General features: G+C 31.5%; 16 protein-coding genes and 1 riboswitch. Of the genes, 3 read left to right on the plus strand and 13 right to left on the minus strand.

Annotation, left to right across the window (positions count from 1 at the left end; genetic code table 11):
• Positions 1-15: 15 nt before the first annotated feature.
• Positions 16-564 (minus strand): histidine phosphatase family protein, encoded by a 549-nt coding sequence (locus EP747_RS06065; RefSeq protein WP_129688989.1) that lies wholly within the window; start codon positions 562-564, stop codon positions 16-18.
• A 316-nt stretch (positions 565-880) separates the two neighbouring features.
• Between EP747_RS06065 and EP747_RS06070 the strand changes: the two genes are divergently transcribed.
• Both EP747_RS06070 and EP747_RS06075 read left to right on the plus strand, forming a co-directional pair.
• The gene (locus EP747_RS06070) at positions 881-1,693 is read left to right on the plus strand and encodes a MerR family transcriptional regulator (RefSeq protein WP_129688990.1); all 813 of its coding nucleotides are present in this window, start codon (positions 881-883) and stop codon (positions 1,691-1,693) included.
• An 88-nt stretch (positions 1,694-1,781) separates the two neighbouring features.
• Positions 1,782-2,465 carry a DUF554 domain-containing protein gene (locus tag EP747_RS06075; RefSeq protein WP_129688991.1) on the plus strand — a complete coding sequence of 228 codons (684 nt, stop codon included), beginning with the start codon at positions 1,782-1,784 and terminating at the stop codon, positions 2,463-2,465.
• 157 nt (positions 2,466-2,622) lie between these two features.
• Here the strand turns inward: EP747_RS06075 and EP747_RS06080 are convergent, their stop codons facing one another.
• The 6 genes from EP747_RS06080 to EP747_RS06105 form a co-directional block, all read right to left on the minus strand.
• A complete protein-coding gene (locus EP747_RS06080; RefSeq protein ID WP_129688992.1) occupies positions 2,623-3,045 on the minus strand; it encodes a VOC family protein in 423 nt (140 codons plus the stop codon).
• 129 nt (positions 3,046-3,174) lie between these two features.
• Entirely contained in the window at positions 3,175-3,645 is a 471-nt protein-coding gene (locus EP747_RS06085; RefSeq protein ID WP_129688993.1) for a hypothetical protein, read from the minus strand.
• 138 nt (positions 3,646-3,783) lie between these two features.
• Entirely contained in the window at positions 3,784-4,302 is a 519-nt protein-coding gene (locus EP747_RS06090; RefSeq protein ID WP_129688994.1) for a cysteine hydrolase family protein, read from the minus strand.
• A 67-nt stretch (positions 4,303-4,369) separates the two neighbouring features.
• Complete coding sequence (locus tag EP747_RS06095; protein ID WP_129688995.1) at positions 4,370-4,831, minus strand: hypothetical protein; 462 nt, start codon at positions 4,829-4,831, stop codon at positions 4,370-4,372.
• Between the two features lie 30 nt (positions 4,832-4,861).
• On the minus strand, positions 4,862-5,635 hold the full coding sequence (locus tag EP747_RS06100; protein ID WP_129688996.1) for a class I SAM-dependent methyltransferase: 774 nt from the start codon (positions 5,633-5,635) through the stop codon (positions 4,862-4,864).
• 154 nt (positions 5,636-5,789) lie between these two features.
• Complete coding sequence (locus EP747_RS06105) at positions 5,790-7,244, minus strand: NAD(P)/FAD-dependent oxidoreductase (RefSeq protein WP_129688997.1); 1,455 nt, start codon at positions 7,242-7,244, stop codon at positions 5,790-5,792.
• A 386-nt stretch (positions 7,245-7,630) separates the two neighbouring features.
• Here EP747_RS06105 and EP747_RS06110 point away from each other — a divergent pair, with 386 nt between their 5' ends.
• Entirely contained in the window at positions 7,631-8,053 is a 423-nt protein-coding gene (locus EP747_RS06110) for a hypothetical protein (RefSeq protein ID WP_129688998.1), read from the plus strand.
• 170 nt (positions 8,054-8,223) lie between these two features.
• Here the strand turns inward: EP747_RS06110 and EP747_RS06115 are convergent, their stop codons facing one another.
• The 6 genes from EP747_RS06115 to EP747_RS06145 all read right to left on the minus strand — a co-directional run bounded on the left by EP747_RS06115 (position 8,224) and on the right by EP747_RS06145 (position 18,165).
• Positions 8,224-9,408 (minus strand): aminotransferase class V-fold PLP-dependent enzyme, encoded by a 1,185-nt coding sequence (locus tag EP747_RS06115; RefSeq protein WP_129688999.1) that lies wholly within the window; start codon positions 9,406-9,408, stop codon positions 8,224-8,226.
• 5 nt (positions 9,409-9,413) lie between these two features.
• Complete coding sequence (locus tag EP747_RS06120) at positions 9,414-10,583, minus strand: trans-sulfuration enzyme family protein (RefSeq protein WP_129689000.1); 1,170 nt, start codon at positions 10,581-10,583, stop codon at positions 9,414-9,416.
• An 81-nt stretch (positions 10,584-10,664) separates the two neighbouring features.
• Positions 10,665-10,768: riboswitch (SAM riboswitch) on the minus strand.
• A gap of 80 nt (positions 10,769-10,848) precedes the next feature.
• Positions 10,849-13,122: an ATP-dependent DNA helicase gene (locus EP747_RS06125; RefSeq protein ID WP_129689001.1), complete on the minus strand. Its 2,274-nt coding sequence runs from the start codon at positions 13,120-13,122 to the stop codon at positions 10,849-10,851.
• A gap of 650 nt (positions 13,123-13,772) precedes the next feature.
• Positions 13,773-14,300 (minus strand): YcxB family protein, encoded by a 528-nt coding sequence (locus EP747_RS06135; RefSeq protein WP_129689002.1) that lies wholly within the window; start codon positions 14,298-14,300, stop codon positions 13,773-13,775.
• A gap of 341 nt (positions 14,301-14,641) precedes the next feature.
• Positions 14,642-16,429, minus strand: a complete 1,788-nt coding sequence (locus EP747_RS06140; protein ID WP_129689003.1) for an ABC transporter ATP-binding protein — start codon at positions 16,427-16,429, stop codon at positions 14,642-14,644.
• Positions 16,429-18,165, minus strand: a complete 1,737-nt coding sequence (locus EP747_RS06145) for an ABC transporter ATP-binding protein (RefSeq protein ID WP_129689004.1) — start codon at positions 18,163-18,165, stop codon at positions 16,429-16,431. Before EP747_RS06145 ends, EP747_RS06140 begins: the two co-directional genes overlap by 1 nt.
• Positions 18,166-18,403: the final 238 nt, after the last annotated feature.

Consider the following 18,403-nt stretch of genomic DNA (forward strand, 5'->3'; position numbering starts at 1 on the left):
TTGGTACCAACTTTTTTATTCAACATCCCACAAACGTTTACAATCAAACTCATTATTCTTACACTTCAAAAGATAAATATCAGGATTGCTTAATTTTTTCCAATTCTCAAAACCAAATTCTTTGTTAAACTGTTTTAAAATTAAAGACATCAAATTTCCATGAGTTACAACGATTGTAATTTGATTTTCACTTTTGATGATATCATCTATTACGCTTATTGCACGATTAGTAGCTTCTTGACTTGATTCGCCACCATCAAATTTCAATTCCATATCTTCAAATGTGGCTTCTAATTTTTCAAGCCAGTCAGGTAAATCAATCGAGCTTAGCTTACGTTCAGACAGTCGCTCATCGAGAACAATATCTATTTTCTTTTCATTACTCGTCGGTTCAATTGATTGAATTGCACGAAAAAAAGGGCTTGAAATAATTTGGTCAATTTTAATCTTTGAGAAAAAATCACCTAAATGCTTAGCCTGTATTATACCTCGCTTCGTTAGATTCGCCTCATATGGCTGTCCTTCTGCTTCACAGTGTCTAATTAAATAAATCTCTTTTTCCATTTTATCTGCTCCTACTTAGCATTAATTGATTGAATTTACAAATTTACTCTCTATTTTCTTATATTATCATTAACCATCCAATTTTTGATAATTGAATTTTCTGATTTCCTTCATAGAACAGTTTAATTAAAGGTTTCTTATAAATGTAAATGTAGATTATTGATGACGATCTGAATTGAATGTATTATTTAAATTACAACAATCATTCGGGAAAGTAATTACATTTATCAAATAACAATTTGGAGATCATTGAAATTAAAGAATTTTTGATAATAAGAAATATCATTTTCATGGCAAATCGAGGAGTTTTTAAGAAATGAAAGAGTATTTTACAATTGGTGAAGTATCAAAATTATTCCAAGTCAAAATTGCGACTCTTAGGTATTATGATCAGATTGGGCTCTTACGTCCAGAATTTATCGATAAAAAGACCAACTATAGATATTATTCTACACAGCAGTTTGAAAGGTTGAACTCAATAAAATATTTGAGGGCTTTAGATTTACCAATAAACGAAATTATAGATTTTTTTAATTACCGGGAAATTGATGCACTTGTTGATATGTTAAAAAAACAAAAAGATGAAGTTGCCAAAAAAAAGAATGAATTGGAGATTATTGAAACGAAAATATCACGCCGCCTATTGCAAATTGAAGATGCTGTTAGTACACCTTTAGATAAAATATCGGAAATAACACTTCCCGAAATGCACGTAGCATATTTACGCCATGATTACGTTATAGGCGACGATATTGAATTACCTATTACAAAATTAAGGAACAGTTTTGGCATTAATGAGGAAATTTTTTTAGGGAAAATTGGAATCTCGATCTCGGCTCCTAATTTGAAGAAAAATGTTTTTGATAAATATTCTAGTATTTTCATGATACTTGAAGATGGTGATCATATACCTCCAACCTCCATTCTTATTCCATCAAGAAACTATTTGAGAGTTCGATTTAAAGGTACACATATTGATGCTGTTGGTTATTATAAAAAATTGTTGACCTATATGAAAAATCACAATTATGAACTGTTAGACGATTCCTTTGAAATTACACTTATTGATTATGGCTTTACCAACGATAAAGAAAAGTATGTCACGGAAATTTTATTACCTTACGAGTAAACTTAATGATAAAAACTCACTTGACCCTCTAGTTACTAGAGGGTTTATTTTTTATTAATATACTATTAATAAAAGGAGAAATGGAATTATGTTTGGCACGATTTTTAACACATTGATGATTATAGCCGGGAGCATGATTGGAAGTATCTTTAAAAAAGGAATAAAAGAAGAATATCATGAAATCCTTATGCAGGCGATGGGATTAGTAGCTTTGGGCTTAGGGATAAACTCACTAGTACAACATTTGCCTTCCAGCAAATATCCAGTGCTTTTTATTGTAAGTTTAGCCATAGGTGGATTAATTGGGCAAAAACTCAAGTTGGAATCAAGATTTAATAGTTTAGTTAATAAATATTCTAAAGGTAATTTGGCTGAAGGGTTATCAACTGCTATTTTATTATTTTGTATTGGAACATTATCGATTTTAGGACCAGTAGAAGCAGCGTTAAAAGGGGACTATACGTACCTCCTTGCAAATGGTACGTTGGATGGCATTACTTCGATTGTTTTAGCATCCACTTTTGGGATTGGAATCATTTTTGCTGGCATCGCTTTATTTACATGGCAGGGTTCAATCTATTTAATTGCAATACTAATGAAGAATTCCTTAAGCAATGATCTTCTAAATGAAGTGACGATTGTAGGAGGTATATTAATTATAGCGTCAGGCCTAAGTATATTGGGGATTAAGAAATGTAATACTTTAAATCTTCTACCATCATTATTAATTCCTCCAATTGTATTTTTATTTATGCATTTATTCCATTTATAATGTTTGTGAAATTAATAAAGAAGATTGGGGAACCCTCGACAAAATGAAGGTTCCTCTTATTACTTTATAAAAGATCAACATTCAATTTAATAGTGCCAATAAAATCTTATTCTGGAGTTTAACTGCAATTACTTAATTAATATTAATAAATTAAGTTTTATTTTATTCTTTTTGCAAGCGGATGATTGACACTGAATTGTATTAAGTCCCATAAATTTCCGTATAAATCCTTAAATACTGCAACCGTACCATAATCTTGTACTTTCGGTTCTCTTACAAACTCAATTCCTTTTGAAATCATTTCGTCATAATCTCTCCAGAAATCATCCGTTCCTAAAAATAGAAAAACTCTCCCACCAGCTTGATTGCCAATGAAAGGCTCTTGCTCTTGTTTCGATGCCTTTGCAAGTAGAATAGTCGTTCCAGAAGAACCAGGTGGACTTACAACTACCCATCTCTTATCCTGTTCAGGCTGATATGTATCTTCAATTAAATTAAAATGAAGTTTCTTCGTATAAAACGCTTTAGCTTCATCATAGTCTTTTACGACTAATGCTATATGAACGATTGACTGGATCATTTTCTAATCTCCTAACATATTTTCTATTAAAAGTACTACTAGTTGAACAATATTTCAATCTAATAATATTCCTTCTTCAATCAATCTTCTATTTAGCATAATAAAAAGACTGCCGAAACAGCCTTCGAATTATTCATTTAATTTAGAAGCAAAGATTGGAATGATTATGATTGTAATAAATATTAATGCCAAAACGATTAATGAATTTTTCCATCTAAAATCATTTTCTCCATCATTTTTATGTTGATTTATGAATTCATCATATATTTTCGATGAAACAAATTTTCCTGGATCTAGAATTTCTCCTGTTTTTTCATCCAGTAAATACGTATCATAATTCGCTGTTTTAAAGAAACGATCTCTAACTGTATCGTATTTTACAGCTATTGCCACTACATTTTCGTTTGTATTTTGGTCCTTATTTGTTAAACTAAATTCTTTTTGTTCAACAATCTCCGTTGATTTCTTAACATAATAATGAACTTCTTTACGATTATTCTTATCTATTTGATCTAAATAGCGCGATGTTGCATTTGAGGTCGATACATTAGATAAAAACAACAAAAAGAAACAGAAGAAGCAAAATGCAACTCTTTTCATTTATATCCCCCCACTTCTATTCAAATCTACTAAATTATATTCACTAGATTTTTAAATAGTCCTAGAGAGTATTTCTCGTTTTGTCTCTTTAAACTAAAGCTGTTTAATTTTTTGCTAAGAAACCTTAGTATTTATCCGTTATTCTGAGATTTGAGTTTCTATGAAATTTAAAAATCTATGGTTCCACATTTTTTCATAAAAATCAATTGTCTCTTTTGCTGACATAAATGGATTATTTAATGTAGAAGTCGCTCCGTTTACCATGAAGTTTTCGTAACCTAATCCATGTGCAAATTTAATTGTAGCATCCATACAGTATTCAGTTTGAGCGCCGCAAAATTCTATTCTATGTACTGCTAATTGATCTAGAAGATTCTTTAAGTTCGTTTTAAAAAAAGAATTTGCATGTATTTTATTTATGAAAAAATCTTTTTCTCGAACATCTAGATTTGGATTTATAGCCCAAAGCTCTTCACCAGGTACTAATTCTTCATCACAATGTTGAACAAATATAATTGGTTTACATAATTCTCTATATAATGAGATTCTTTTATTTACTTTACTAATTAAATTTTGCAATTCAAATAAATGCTCGCCGTTGAAACATACACCATTTTGTAAATCGATCACAATTAAAACATCTGCACAAGTATCCATTGTTTTCACCTCATTTAGATTTGTATTATGTTTAATTCTGCTAATCCTTCTTCCTCAATAAAATCAACTATTTGTTTTTATTTACATACTCTTTTAACATATGAAATTTATTAATAGGAAACTCATCATTTACCCATAATTCTTTGTACGCATCTGTTCCATGTTTTTTCAAAAGTTTTTCTAATGCATTTACAACTGTTCTACAAAAATCAACTATATTACACACTTCTTTCATCTGTTGAACAATTTTACTTTTACGATCGTCTGCGTAATACACTATTTCAATCGACAATTGGGAACTCTTTATCCTTTCTAATTTCCAAGTAGATCCCCCTGGTTCATCATACCATTCAAAACTCGTCTGTTTTAAAGGATACGGTACGCATTCTGGTATTAGTGATAACAATGCATTTAACATGTCCAACAATGGATTACTTAAATAACTTGTAGTAAAATTTATTACATTTGAATTCACTTCAATTTTCCCAACTGCCCAACCTCTTCCAGATAATTCATATGTAAAGTTCAATAATTCCACCCCTCCAAATCAAGTAAACTCTTATTTCCTTCCACTCAAAATTACCGCATTTCCTAATACTTTTTTGTTCAATAAAATTTTTGGCAATTTCATTTCTTTACTAAGTTTAGAGCTGTTCAATTCGGATAAACCATATTTCTTTAAGTCGTTTAAAAGCTCCTTTTCATCACCAAATATTTTTTCATCCATAAACAAATCTAAAAAGACGAAATTCCCACCAGGTTTCAATACTCTTAATGCCTCTTTTATTACATCTGTTTTATTACTTTGATCTTTTACTTCATGAAATGTAAGACAGCTTACAATTACATCAAATTCATTCTCATTAAAAGGGAGTTCTGAAGCACTTGCTTTCTGAAAATGAATCTGATGAGAAACACCTTCTATTTTTGCATTTTGCTGGCATTGCGCTTTTGAATACTCCCAATTGTCCCCCCAATAATCAATTCCAGTTAATACAGACGTAGGAAAAGCCTTTGAGAGTTTAATAATTAGCGAACCGCTGCCAGTACCAATATCTAAAAGTGTTCCGTCTCCATCCAACTTCACTTTGGACATAATTAAGTCATGAATTTTTGTCTGATAATTCCCTCCAATTGGTGCAAATTGGTACACAGAATAAGAAAGTATAAATGTTATATATAGAAATGGCACCGCTAAAATTCCTGATAAAACTCGTACATATGTGTTAACAGGTAATATTGTTACCGAAAGTAAAATGAGTGAAATCACTAGAAATATAAGCAGTTTATAAATACGAATCCAAGTTTTATATTTAGGTTTTAATTTCAATATATCTCCAACCTTTTAGTTTTTAATTAAATTATACCTCTTGAAAAAAGTCTCGTTAAATCTTTATTAAAGCAAAAAATTGTCTAATGAATTGTTTAGTGTAACAAAACAAACCTCTAATGCTTTAACAATGCACTAGAGGTTTATTTATTAAGCATTAAACGGTAACTAATTCTTTTTCTTTGCTTCCGATTTTTGTAACGATATCACGCGCGATCCATACGCCACATGCGCTTGCTTGAGCTAAACCACGAGTAACTCCTGCTCCATCTCCACCTAGATATAAACCAGAGATTTCACTTTCAAAGTGGTCATTTAGCTTCGGTCGTGCTGAATAGAATTTTGCTTCTACGCCGTAGAAAAGTGTATGTTCTGCAGCGATACCTGGTGTAACGTGGTTTAATGCTTCTACCATTTCAATTAAACTTTTCATTGTATTATATGGTAAAACTAATCCTAAGTCACCTGGTACTGCTTCTTTTAAAGTTGGTTCTAAAAAGCCTTCTTTAATACGTTTTTCAGTCGAACGGCGACCTTTTAAGATATCTCCGTATTTTTGTACGATTACTCCACCGTGAGAAAGCATGTTTGCAAGGCGTGAAACCTCGTGCGCATATTCATTTGGTTTATCAAATGGTTCTGCGAATTGATGCGATACTAATAAGGCAAAGTTTGTGTTTGGACTTCCTAATTTAGGATCCTTATAAGCATGTCCATTAGCAGTCATAATTCCTGAATGATTTTCAACTACTACATGTCCAGACGGATTACTACAGAATGTTCTGACTTTTGTACCCACGCTAGTATTAAATACAAATTTTCCTTCGTATAAGTGCTTGTTGATTTCTTCCATTACTACGTTTGAAGTTTCAACACGAACGCCAATATCAACTTGATTCGTTGACATTTTTAAACGACGTTTTTTCATAACATCAGTTAACCATTTTGAGCCATCACGACCAGGTACAATTACAACTTTCTCAGCATGTAATTCTTCACCTTTTTTTAATTTAATCCCCTTAATGATATGAGTACCTTCAACTTTTTCAGTTAATAAGTCCTCTACTTCAGTTTTATACTTCATATCTATTTTCGTTTTTAAATACTCATAAATGCTTTTTAGAATTTCTAAATTTTGTTCCGTTCCTAAATGACGAACTTGTGCACGTAATAATTTAAGTCCAGCTGCGTAACCACGACGTTCAATATCTCTTACTTCTTCTGTTAAAGGATCAGTAATCGATTCAGTCGCACCATGTTCTAAGTTAATTTCATCAACGTATTTGATTAATTCTACTACTTGTGAATCTGATAAGTAATCTGTCATCCATCCACCAAATTCGCTTGTAATATTAAATTTTCCGTCTGAATATGCTCCAGCACCACCAAAACCATTTGTAATTGAACAAGCTGGTAAGCAACCTGAAAATTCTTTTTTACCTGCAGCAGGCGGACATTTTTCAATTTTCTTTTGTAAAATCGGGCAATGTCTTGCGAATATATCATGTCCTTTATCAACAAGTAGTACTTTAGCATTAGGCATTTTTAAAGTTAATTCATAACAAGTAAAGATTCCAGCAGGTCCTGCTCCAACAACGATAACATCATACATCTATATATACCTCCAAATAAGGTTTAAATTATTTCATTTAATCAACCTAAAATAGAATACCATCAATATGAATGCGTTTCAAGTAAAAACACGAACATTTTTTGTATTTTTTCGAAAAAATATTCGTTTATAAACAAAGTGAAACCTTTTCATTAGAAATCACCATATGTCAATCAGCTTTTTTCATCCAATTTTAGACAATTCAAACTTGATAATTAATTAATTTGACATCAGACTATTTATAATTAAACAATTTTATTATTTCATCCTAATTTAACTAAAAGTTACTTTTTGAAATACGAAAATACCCTATTAGATAGAATCACATTCACACTAAGTTGAATAGTTATATAAATAACAGATTTTTTATATTGGAGATGGAAAATATGCTTGAAGAAAATATTAAGGAAAAGGATGGTAAAGATCATTATCAGAAAACTAATTTAGAAGATGAGGAATTACAATCGAGTCTTGAGAAAAAAATTGTTGCTGTAACATGGGTTAAAGCAGTTGCACAATTATATGAAACGATAACATTATCAAAATTATACACGATTGACAAAGACCCAATCTTTCAAGGGAAAAGAGATATCTTATCGGGAATGTGGATTGGTACAGCTGGTCAATTTTCCCTAGCTTTTCACGTTTCTAAGCAATTGTTCACTTCAGATAAAAAAGATTTACTTGAGTTACAAAGAAAAATCGTACTTTCAGATTCAATTCAATTAGTTGGGAACGCATTGGCGCTTATTGGTGCATCTGAGGTAATTCAAGAGGAAATTGGTGACGGGGAAATATTCCTTTCATAGTCATGTAAATCAAAATCATTTATACTACTTAAAAAGCACACATCGAATGTACGCATCTTCAAAAACGCAAAATTAAAAAATATAAAATAAATAAATCCCACAGAAATTCCATTGTGGGATTTTTAATATAGGTTATATTTTGTTCGTGTTTCTAAGAAAGATTCTCCATTCTAATTATTCGTGTTCCCTATTCTTTGCACTTCTTGTTTTTCTCTTACTCCTGCATTTAATGCTTTTTGGAAGCTTGCAATCAAGTCTTCAATATCTTCTAAACCAACGGACACTCTTATCAATGTATCTTTAACTCCTAATCTTTCACGAACATCGAGCGGTATTGCAGCATGAGACATCTTTACAGGATATGAAACAATTGTCTCAACTCCACCTAGTGAAACTGCAACTGCAACATTTTCGATTGATTGAAGGAAACTTGTCGTTTGTTCAATCGTTTTTAGTGTAAATGAAAGAACTGCTCCTCCTCCAGTAGCTTGCTCAAAATGAACATCGTGACCAGGATGATCTTTTAGTCCTGGGTAATAAACATCCTCAACTTCTTCTTGTTCTAAAAGCCAGTTTGCTAATTTTGATGCAGTTTGTTCATATGCATCCATACGAACTTTGAGGGTCTTTAATCCTCTTAATGTAAGCCAACAGTCTTGAGGTCCTAAAATAGCTCCGAATGAATTTTGGATTGTGTATAAATCATTTGCAAGTTCTTCCGAATTTACGACCGCTAACCCTCCGATTACATCGCTATGACCTGCAATAAATTTTGTTGCACTATGAACGACAATATCAGCTCCTAAGTCTAATGGTCTTTGTAAATATGGTGATAAAAAACTATTATCTACAATGACAAGTATGTCATTTTCTTTTGCTATTTTGATTGCACTACTTAAATCAGTAATTTTCAAAAGAGGGTTAGACGGTGTTTCTAAATAAAGTCCTTTTGTATTTGGCTTTATTCCAGCTTTAATCTCTTGTATATTAGAAGCATCTACGAAAGTAAAATCGATTCCGAAACGATTTAATACTTTTGTCGCTATTCTAAATGTTCCTCCATAAACATCTTCACAAATGACTATATGATCTCCAGCTGAAAACAAAGACAATACTGATGAAATTGCAGCCATCCCTGATGAAAACGCAAAACCGCGCACACCATTTTCTAATTTTGCAATTGTATTTTCTAACGCTTCTCTTGTTGGATTTCCACTTCTCGCGTAGTCGTATTTACCAAAATTCTCTATATCAAACTGATGAAATGTTGAAGTCTGATAAATCGGAATACTTAATGCACCTGTTGCCTGATCAATTTCGTTTCCGTTATGAATTAATTTAGTTCCAAATTGCATCCTCATCACCCCAATGCATTTTCTAAGTCGTTTAATAAATCATCAATATGTTCAATTCCTACTGATAAACGTAATGTATGGTCATCTAGACCAAGCTTTCTTTTAAATTCCTCTGGCATTTCTGAATGAGTTTGCGTATGTGGATAAGTAATTAACGATTCAACTCCACCTAAACTTTCTGCGAATGTGATTACTTTTACACTTCCTAAAACCTGTTCAACCAAACTTAAATCTTTCACTTTAAATGAAATCATTGCACCAAATCCAGTTGCCTGTTCCTTAATAATTGAATACCCCTTATGCGTTGGTAACCCTACATAATATACTTCAGTAACATTCGGATGATTTTCTAAAAACTTCGCAAGTACAATCGCATTTTTTTGACTGTATTCCATACGTAAATGTAATGTTTTAATTCCTCTTAAGATTAACCATGAGTCAAATGGAGCTAATGTTGCACCTGTTGATTTTTGATAATAACGAATTCTTTCATTCGTATATTCTGAATTAGTTACGACAAAACCAGCAAGTGTATCATTATGGCCACCTAAATACTTTGTTCCACTATGAACAACAACATCTGCCCCTAATTCAATTGGTCTAAAGAAATAAGGTGTTAAAAACGTGTTATCAACGATCACAATAATATCTCGTTTTTTTGCAATCTCTACTACTCTTTTTAAATCAGTTACTTTCATCATTGGATTTGATGGTGTTTCAATAAAAATTCCTTTTGTGTTCGGTTTAAGTGCATCAAGTATATTTTCAATTTCAGTAGTATCAACAAAATTATGCTCAAGTCCATATGGCGAATAAATTTCTTCGAATAAACGATATGTACCACCGTATAAATCATCTGAAACAATTAAGTGGTCACCTTTTTTAAATAAGCTTAATACTGCAGTAACGGCTGCATTTCCTGTTGAAAATGCAACTCCATAATTTGCACTTTCTAATTTTGCAACAGTATTTTCAACTTCTTCTCGAGTTGGATTTTGTAATCTTGCATAATCATATCCAGTCGATTGATGAAGTCCTGCATGCTTAAACGTAGCTGATTGATAAATTGGATAACTAATCGCACCAGTTAATGGATCATAACCTTTACTTCCATGAACAGCTACCGTTTCAATCGATTTTTTATTCGTGTTTAAAGCCTCTTTTGTGTTAGTCATTATAAATCCCCCATTTTAGTCAAATAAAAAACCACTTCCTAAAAAATAAGAAGTGGTTATGTCCGCAAAATATACATATCGCTCTTATCTTCCAGGTTTTTCACCTGCAGGATTTAGCACTTTCTAGTTTTCACTAGAGTTGCCGGGTTTCGTCGGGCCAGTCCCTCCACCGCTCTTGATAAGAATATTAAATTATATTGATAAGTATATTAAAAACTCTGATAATTATCAATCTTTTTTTTTGAGCTATTTAATTATTGGCTTTTCATTTCCATTCTTCAGGTAATAAACTTTGATAAAGCGCGCTCTTATATCGATCATCAATTAGTAATAAAGTCCCTTCATCTGATTCAGATCGAATAACTCTTCCACCCGCTTGCATTACTTTATTCATACCTGGAAAGACATATGCATAATAATACCCATTTTTTCCAACCAAATTAAAATGCTCTTTTAAAATATTTCTTTCTAAACAAATCTGCGGCAATCCTACACCAACTACTACGACACCGTTTAATCGATCACCCTTTAAATCGATCCCTTCAGAGAATATACCACCTAAAACAGCAAAACCAACTAACGTTTCCTCATTTAGACTATCAAACTGTAAAAGAAACTCTTCTCGTTCAATTTCAGTCATACCATTTTCTTGAACAATTGTTTTTATGTTAGGGTATTTCTTTTTAAATAAATCAACACTTTGAATTAAATATTGATATGACGGATAAAAAACTAAATAATTACCTTTTCTTTTCGTAATCTCTTTATACACCGAATCAATTAATCTTTCTAAATTTCTTTCACGATCTTGATATCGAGTTGATAGAGGATCAATTGTAACTTCTAGTTGTTCCCTATGAAAAGGAGAATCGATTGAAATAGTATAATCGCGACTTTGATCACCAAGCATATCTTGAAAATATTGTATTGGCGTTAAAGTAGCTGAAAAATAAATTGTAGAGCGAAATCTTTTTATTATGTCATTTACTACTTTAGAAGGATCTAGGCAAAATAACTTTAAATGAACTTCACTTTTATATAGTTCATAGTAGCATACGTAATTTTCATCAAAAAACTCTGCCATTTTGACGAAATTGAGTGACTCAAAATAAGTATCAAGTAGAAGTTGTTTATTTTCGTCTTCATCCATTTCCTGTAATTTTATTTCTACGATTTCATTAAATGTATGTAGAAGTTCTAGTAAATCCCCATCTATTTCCTTTGAAACTGGAGTTACAACGTCCTTCCATTTCTTTCTTAATTCAATAAATCGCTTATTTATTTCATTTATTATCGCATAAAGTTCATCTTTTAAATTTTTATATCTATTTTTTAACTCTAAAAATTTAGATTTGAATAGACTCGCAGAATACATTTCTCTTGCACGATCAACTAGATTATGTGCTTCATCAATTAATAAAACTGAACTTCGTTTATGTTCATCAAATAATCGTTTTAACGATACCCTAGGGTCGAAAATATAATTTACATCGCAAATAATAGCATCTGAAGAATTTAATAAATCTAATGAGTATTCAAATGGACAAACTGTATGTTTGCGTGCATATTCTTCTATTTTCTCCCTAGTTAGCGCTTTTTCCGATGAAAGAATATCTAGAACAGCATCATTTATCCGGTCATAATAACCATTGGCAAATTCACAATAATCCTTTTGACACATCGTCTCTTCTTTAAAACAAATTTTATCTTTTGCTGTAATCGTCGTACAATTTATACAAAGTCCCTGATCAGTCATGCGCTTAAATGCTTCTTCAGCAACAGTCCTAGTAATCGTCTTAGAAGTTAAATAAAACATTCGATTGATACTATTCTCACCAATACTTTTAACAGTTGGAAATATAGTTGAAACCGTTTTTCCTATTCCGGTTGGTGCTACAGCAAATAAATTATTACCTTCCTGAATCGTTTGATATACCGCACCCGCTAACTTTCTTTGACCTTTTCTGAAAGAAGGAAAGGGAAAATTTAATTCTTTTATTGTCTGATTCCTTAACTCAATATGATCGTATTTCCATTTTGCAAAAGGATAATAAATTTCTAGCATTTTGTATAAGTAATTTGTTAATTCATCTTTTGTAAACAAAAGATCGTAGCTTATTTTTTGCTCAGTTAAAATATTTATATATGTAAGTCTAAGTGTAATCTTTTCAAGCTGTAATTCTTCACAAATAAAATATCCATAAACTTTTGCTTGAGCCCAATGAACAGGATATGAATCTTCATTTATTTCATTCAAATCCTTCATTGTTGATTTAATTTCTTCTATTATAAATTGATCATCCTTAAGTAATAATCCATCACAACGGCCTTCTATCTGAAACACCAATTGATCCAATGTTATGGTGCCAGATATGGGCCGTTCTTTTACATCCTGTTCACCGTATTCTCTTTGAATTTTTTGGTGTGCCTTTGTTCCTTCAATTAATGAAACTGAACTTTTATATGTTACATTGATACTTCCCGCTGTATGAGCATACTCAACTAGCGTTCGAACTGATACCTTTATACAATTCTCCAAGTGAGTACCCTCCTTTTTTACATTTTATCATAATTCTTCTTTCTTGATTAAGAATGAATCGTAACAATAAAAAAGTTCAAGTTAAAATAACTTGAACCATTCATGCTGTTGAAAAAAGAATTTGTCAATTAAATTATTGGATTAATCATTGATAAGTAAGTTGTGTCATATTGATTTCCACTACAGGGTGCTCGCTTTCCATGGGGCTAGACCTGAGCCTCCTCGGCGCCGCCTGTGGGGTCTCAGTCTTCCCGCTTCTCCCATAGGAGTCGAGCACCCTTTCGTTCCAATCAAGTTCTTTATAAAAAAATAATAATCTTAAAAACAATAGAATAGTCAATTGAAATAACGAATTATCCTTTTTAATCAAATTGTAACTTATGATGACGACTTACACATCTTTACAAAATATTGATTGTCAAAAAAGAAAATATTTTAATTTTTGCAAGTTAGTTAAAACATTTAAAAATCAACCAAAATCACTTGTTTATCAATAAGATCACAGATAAAACAATAATAAATATACTCTTTTTTCATAGAAAATCATCTAATGTTTGTATTTTTCAATATTGACTACAATATATTTCAACACTCTGAAAAGTTCAAGTTAAAATAACTTGAACTCTTAGAGAACAGAATGCAATATTCAACTAGCAATATAAAACTTGAATATTATATTTTCTGTAGAATTGTAATAATCTCTCCATGTCATCTTTTATTGCTTCTAGTGGCACTACAATGGCTTGCATACTTGTAAAATAAATATAAAAGTAATTCTTCGTTCCTTTTATTTCAACTATATCATTCCACTTTATTTCATGGACACTTGATTGTGTAATTTCTTTGATCCCATTCTCATCTACCTTTAGAGAATGTTCGCCGAATAATGATTGATCGTCTTTTTCAGTTAAATGCTTAATCATTTTGTTTTTTGATGAACGGTAGAAATACTTTGGAAAATAAATGAACCAAAGAATGGCTGCTAACGAAAAGGCAAGTAAATAACCAAAAAGCGGTTGTTTGAAAAGAAAGGAAATTAAAAATGGTATTACTAAATAGATTAAACTCACAGCAATTCGTTGATTAATTAATGACTTTTGTACAGTTTTTGAGTGTTTTAAATGATGTAAATTAAATTCAATATAATCATCCAAGTTAATTTCATAATTAAGTTTCATACTTGACCTCCATTTTCGCAAAAATATTTTAAACACTATTATTTTAACATTAGAAAAAAATAGAAAATAAAGATATTTTATCTACTTTTATTAAGTTGACTTTTCAAGATTCATAGAATTAATTCTTATATTAAGAATTCGTAATAATTCATTTTCAAAGTTCTAATTTTAAATTTTTGGCATAAAAATGGATGTCCTAACTGCAAATCAAAATGAATAGTGATATATAAGCTCGGCACTGCAAATAAGTATTTTAGGATCGCAATTAATAAAAAAGAGGCCGCCCATATGTCAGTTAACCTGACTTTTGAGACAGCCCCAATCTAATCAAAACAGATTAATTATGCTCCATCATTAATGAAGCTATATTGCGCCATGTATAGCTTATAATAATGTCCTTTTAATCCTAATAACTCTTCATGTGTCCCGCTTTCCTCGACATTTCCGTTTCCGATTACCATAATTTTGTCGCAGTCACGAATTGTCGATAATCGGTGGGCAATGACAAATGAAGTACGACCTTCTAATAGCTTTTCAATTCCATTTTGCACAAGCTTCTCTGTATGTGTATCGATATTCGAAGTAGCTTCATCTAATATCAAAATTCTAGGATCAGCTAGTAGAGCGCGAGCAAAAGAGATTAATTGTCTTTGACCTAACGAAAGTCTTGAGCCCCTCTCGTTTACATCTGTATCATACCCATTCTCCATTTTAATGATAAAGTCATGAGCATGGACTGCTTTAGCTGCAGCAATTACTTCTTCATCTGTAGCATTTAATTTACCGTATCGAATATTTTCCATAATCGATGTTGAGAATAGGAATGTATCTTGTAGCATAATTCCCATTTGACTTCTAAAGGATTCTAAATCTACTTTTTTAATATCGTTTCCATCAACTAAAATTTCACCCTTTAAAGGATCATAGAATCGGCTTAAAAGTGAAACAATCGTCGTTTTCCCTGCTCCTGTTGCACCTACCAATGCAATTTTTTCACCGGGATTTATTGTGAAATTCACATTTTTTAATACGGTAGAGTTTTCATCATAACCAAAAGTCACATTTCTAAATTGAACTTTACCATTTATTCGTGCAATTGGTGGTGCATTTTCTTCACTAATAATTTCTGGATCAATATCCATAATGTCAAAAATACGATCAGCTGCCGAGAAGTTTGATATTAATGTATTATAAAAGTTTGATAAGTTCATAATTGGACGCCAGAACATGCCAATATACATTGAAAATGCGATTAATGTTCCGACTTCAATTTCTTGACTAGTTACAAGCTTATATCCAACATAAAATACAATTACAGTACCAACACCCCATGAAAGCTCAACTAATGGCCAAAAGAAGTCATTCATTTTTACTGCTCTCATGAATGATCCCATTAATTCAGAAACCTTTACTTTGAAGTCTTTTTCTTTATCTTTTTCTTTCGCAAAGGATTGAACTACTTTTATTCCTGAAAAATCTTCATGTATAAACGCAATTAAATTTGAACGTTTTTTTCGGTAATCATCCCATCTTTTACGTGCGCGTGTTTCAATATAAAACATTGCAACTGCCAAAAATGGAAGAATTGATACTGATGCGATTGCAAGTTTAACATTTAAGATAAACATTACGACTGTAACGCAAACTAAGCTTAGTAATTCCGGAATTAATGTTTGAATACTTTGGTTGAATAAATTTTGGAGAGCACTAATATCCCCCATTACACGAGCCAAAATTTTTCCAACTGGTCGATTATCAAAAAACGTAAATGATAGTTTTTGAATATGTGTGTATAGCTCATGCCGAATATTTACTAAAATATTATTCGTAACGGAGCTAATCATCGTCCAACGTGTTTTTGATGCAATCATTGCTAAGAAATTCAGTGCTAATAATACAGCTCCAATTATTATAAGCCCTTTTACATCGTGATTTTTAATATTTGTATCAATCGCTACCTTTAGTAAATATGGGTTTAATATCCCAATTACCATTACAAATAACATTAAACAAATAACGGTAAATGTTTTTAATTTATAAGGTTTTAAATAAGTCCCGAGCCTAAAAATAAGCTCGGTCTTACTCCGATTTAATTGGTCTTCATCACGATTTATCGTATTTTGTGCCATTAGAACACCCCGCTTTCTACTGTTTCAAAATCCTTGAATTGTTCTTCATAGACTTCAAAATATCTTCCCTTTTTATCAAGTAATTGTTTATGATTTCCTTTTTCAACTATTTCTCCATTTTCAACAAATAAAATTACATCGGCATTTTTTACTGCTGAAATACGGTGTGCAATTATAAATGTTGTACTATGTGAGAAACGTTTATTTAAATTGTGTAATAATTCATACTCCGTTTCCATATCTAATGCAGAAGTTGCATCATCTAAAATTAGGATTGGAGCATTTCTTAATAATGCGCGGGCAATTGATATACGTTGTTTTTGCCCACCAGATAAACCAATTCCTCGTTCACCTATTTCCGTATTGAATCCTTCTTCTAGCTCTTCAATAAAGTCTAGACAACAAGCAATACGGCAAGCCTCACGGATTTCATCCATTGTAGCATCTGGGTTTCCTAGTTTAATATTATTTTCAATCGTATCTGAGAAAAGGAATGTATCCTGGGAAACTAAAGACATATTTTGACGTAAAGATGTTAGATTAAAATCTTTAACATTAACGCCATCTACTAGAACTTCTCCTTCAGCCACATCATATGAGCGACCAATAAGATGAAGAATTGAAGATTTCCCAGCACCTGTCGTTCCCATAATGGCTACTTTACTACCGCTTGGAATATATAGATTAATATCTTTTAAGACAATTTCATCATTGTATTTAAAGCTTACATTTTTATATTCCACTGAACCGTCAACAAGATTAGGTGTATATGCACCTTCTTTGTTTTCAATTTCTGTTTTACGATCTAAAATTTCAAAAATCTTCTTCGCAGAAGCTTGGTTTTTAGAAAGTACATCTGTTAACCAGCCTAACATTCTCATCGGCCAAATTAAGTTCCAAATATATCCACTAAATGCAACTAGTTCACCTAGCGTCATGCTATGTTGTAAAACGAAATATCCACCGATAATAATCATTGCTACTAGCGCAATATTTGTTAAAAATTCAATATTAGGAAAATATTTACGCATTGTTTTAGCTTGAGCCATATTTAAATCATAATATCCACGATTCATTTTCAAAAATTTCAAAGTCTCATGCTTTTCTCTAGCAAATGCTTTAACCAATCTTACACCCGCAATATTTTGTTGAGCAGTCGTATTGATTTCAGCTGTATGGTCACTTATTTTACCGTAACCTTTATTAAGTAAGCGATTTAAACGCGTCCCCATATATCCAATTGGGATCATAATTACTAAACAAATTAGTGCCAACTTCCAATTAATTACAAATAAGATAACTGTACTGACAGTAAAATAAATAATATTTTCAACAAACAATCTTAGTCCAAACGCAATCGTTTGCCAGATATTTTCCACATCTTCATTAATTCTCGAAAGTAATTCACCCGTATTCATCGAGTCAAAATACTTAAACTCAAAACTTTGAATATGCTTGAACATATCATTTTTTATATCTTCATGTACCTTTGAGCTTACTAAGTCATATAAGTATTCTTTTACATAACCAAAAATTGATTTAATGATTGTGACACCAATAATACCGCAAATAACTGGAACTACTACTGATGCTTTTCCTTTCGTAATACCATCATCGATTAGAATCATTTGTAAATAAGGAATTAAATGATCCACACCTATTACTAAAACCATTGAAATTGAACCAATAATAAATGAAAGCTTATGCCTAAAGACATATTTTAAAATTCGAGACAAATTTATACCTCCCTTGTATCAATTAACCTAACTCTACGCAACCCTCCACTTTTTTTGACAATAAAAAGGCCATGGGAATATTTTCCATACCCCATGGCCATAAAGAAACGTTTCGCCCAAAAACAAACATAAATGAATCGTTTATTTTTGGCACAAAAAAGCCATGGGAAATATAAACCCATGGCTAAATCGTCAATTGAAATCTAAGTTTCAACGTGGTCCGTCCTGCGTAGAGATA

Origin of the sequence: Gottfriedia acidiceleris (assembly GCF_004138285.1) — a bacterium.
GTDB classification, from domain to species: Bacteria; Bacillota; Bacilli; order Bacillales; family Bacillaceae_G; genus Gottfriedia; species Gottfriedia acidiceleris_A.

Coding starts and splice junctions, on each gene's coding strand:
- EP747_RS06065 (WP_129688989.1), bottom strand. CDS start 564: ATGGAAAAAGAGATTTATTTAATTAGACACTGTGAAGCAGAAGGACAG.
- EP747_RS06070 (WP_129688990.1), top strand. CDS start 881: ATGAAAGAGTATTTTACAATTGGTGAAGTATCAAAATTATTCCAAGTC.
- EP747_RS06075 (WP_129688991.1), top strand. CDS start 1,782: ATGTTTGGCACGATTTTTAACACATTGATGATTATAGCCGGGAGCATG.
- EP747_RS06080 (WP_129688992.1), bottom strand. CDS start 3,045: ATGATCCAGTCAATCGTTCATATAGCATTAGTCGTAAAAGACTATGAT.
- EP747_RS06085 (WP_129688993.1), bottom strand. CDS start 3,645: ATGAAAAGAGTTGCATTTTGCTTCTTCTGTTTCTTTTTGTTGTTTTTA.
- EP747_RS06090 (WP_129688994.1), bottom strand. CDS start 4,302: ATGGATACTTGTGCAGATGTTTTAATTGTGATCGATTTACAAAATGGT.
- EP747_RS06105 (WP_129688997.1), bottom strand. CDS start 7,244: ATGTATGATGTTATCGTTGTTGGAGCAGGACCTGCTGGAATCTTTACT.
- EP747_RS06110 (WP_129688998.1), top strand. CDS start 7,631: ATGCTTGAAGAAAATATTAAGGAAAAGGATGGTAAAGATCATTATCAG.
- EP747_RS06115 (WP_129688999.1), bottom strand. CDS start 9,408: ATGCAATTTGGAACTAAATTAATTCATAACGGAAACGAAATTGATCAG.
- EP747_RS06120 (WP_129689000.1), bottom strand. CDS start 10,583: ATGACTAACACAAAAGAGGCTTTAAACACGAATAAAAAATCGATTGAA.
- EP747_RS06135 (WP_129689002.1), bottom strand. CDS start 14,300: ATGAAACTTAATTATGAAATTAACTTGGATGATTATATTGAATTTAAT.
- EP747_RS06140 (WP_129689003.1), bottom strand. CDS start 16,429: ATGGCACAAAATACGATAAATCGTGATGAAGACCAATTAAATCGGAGT.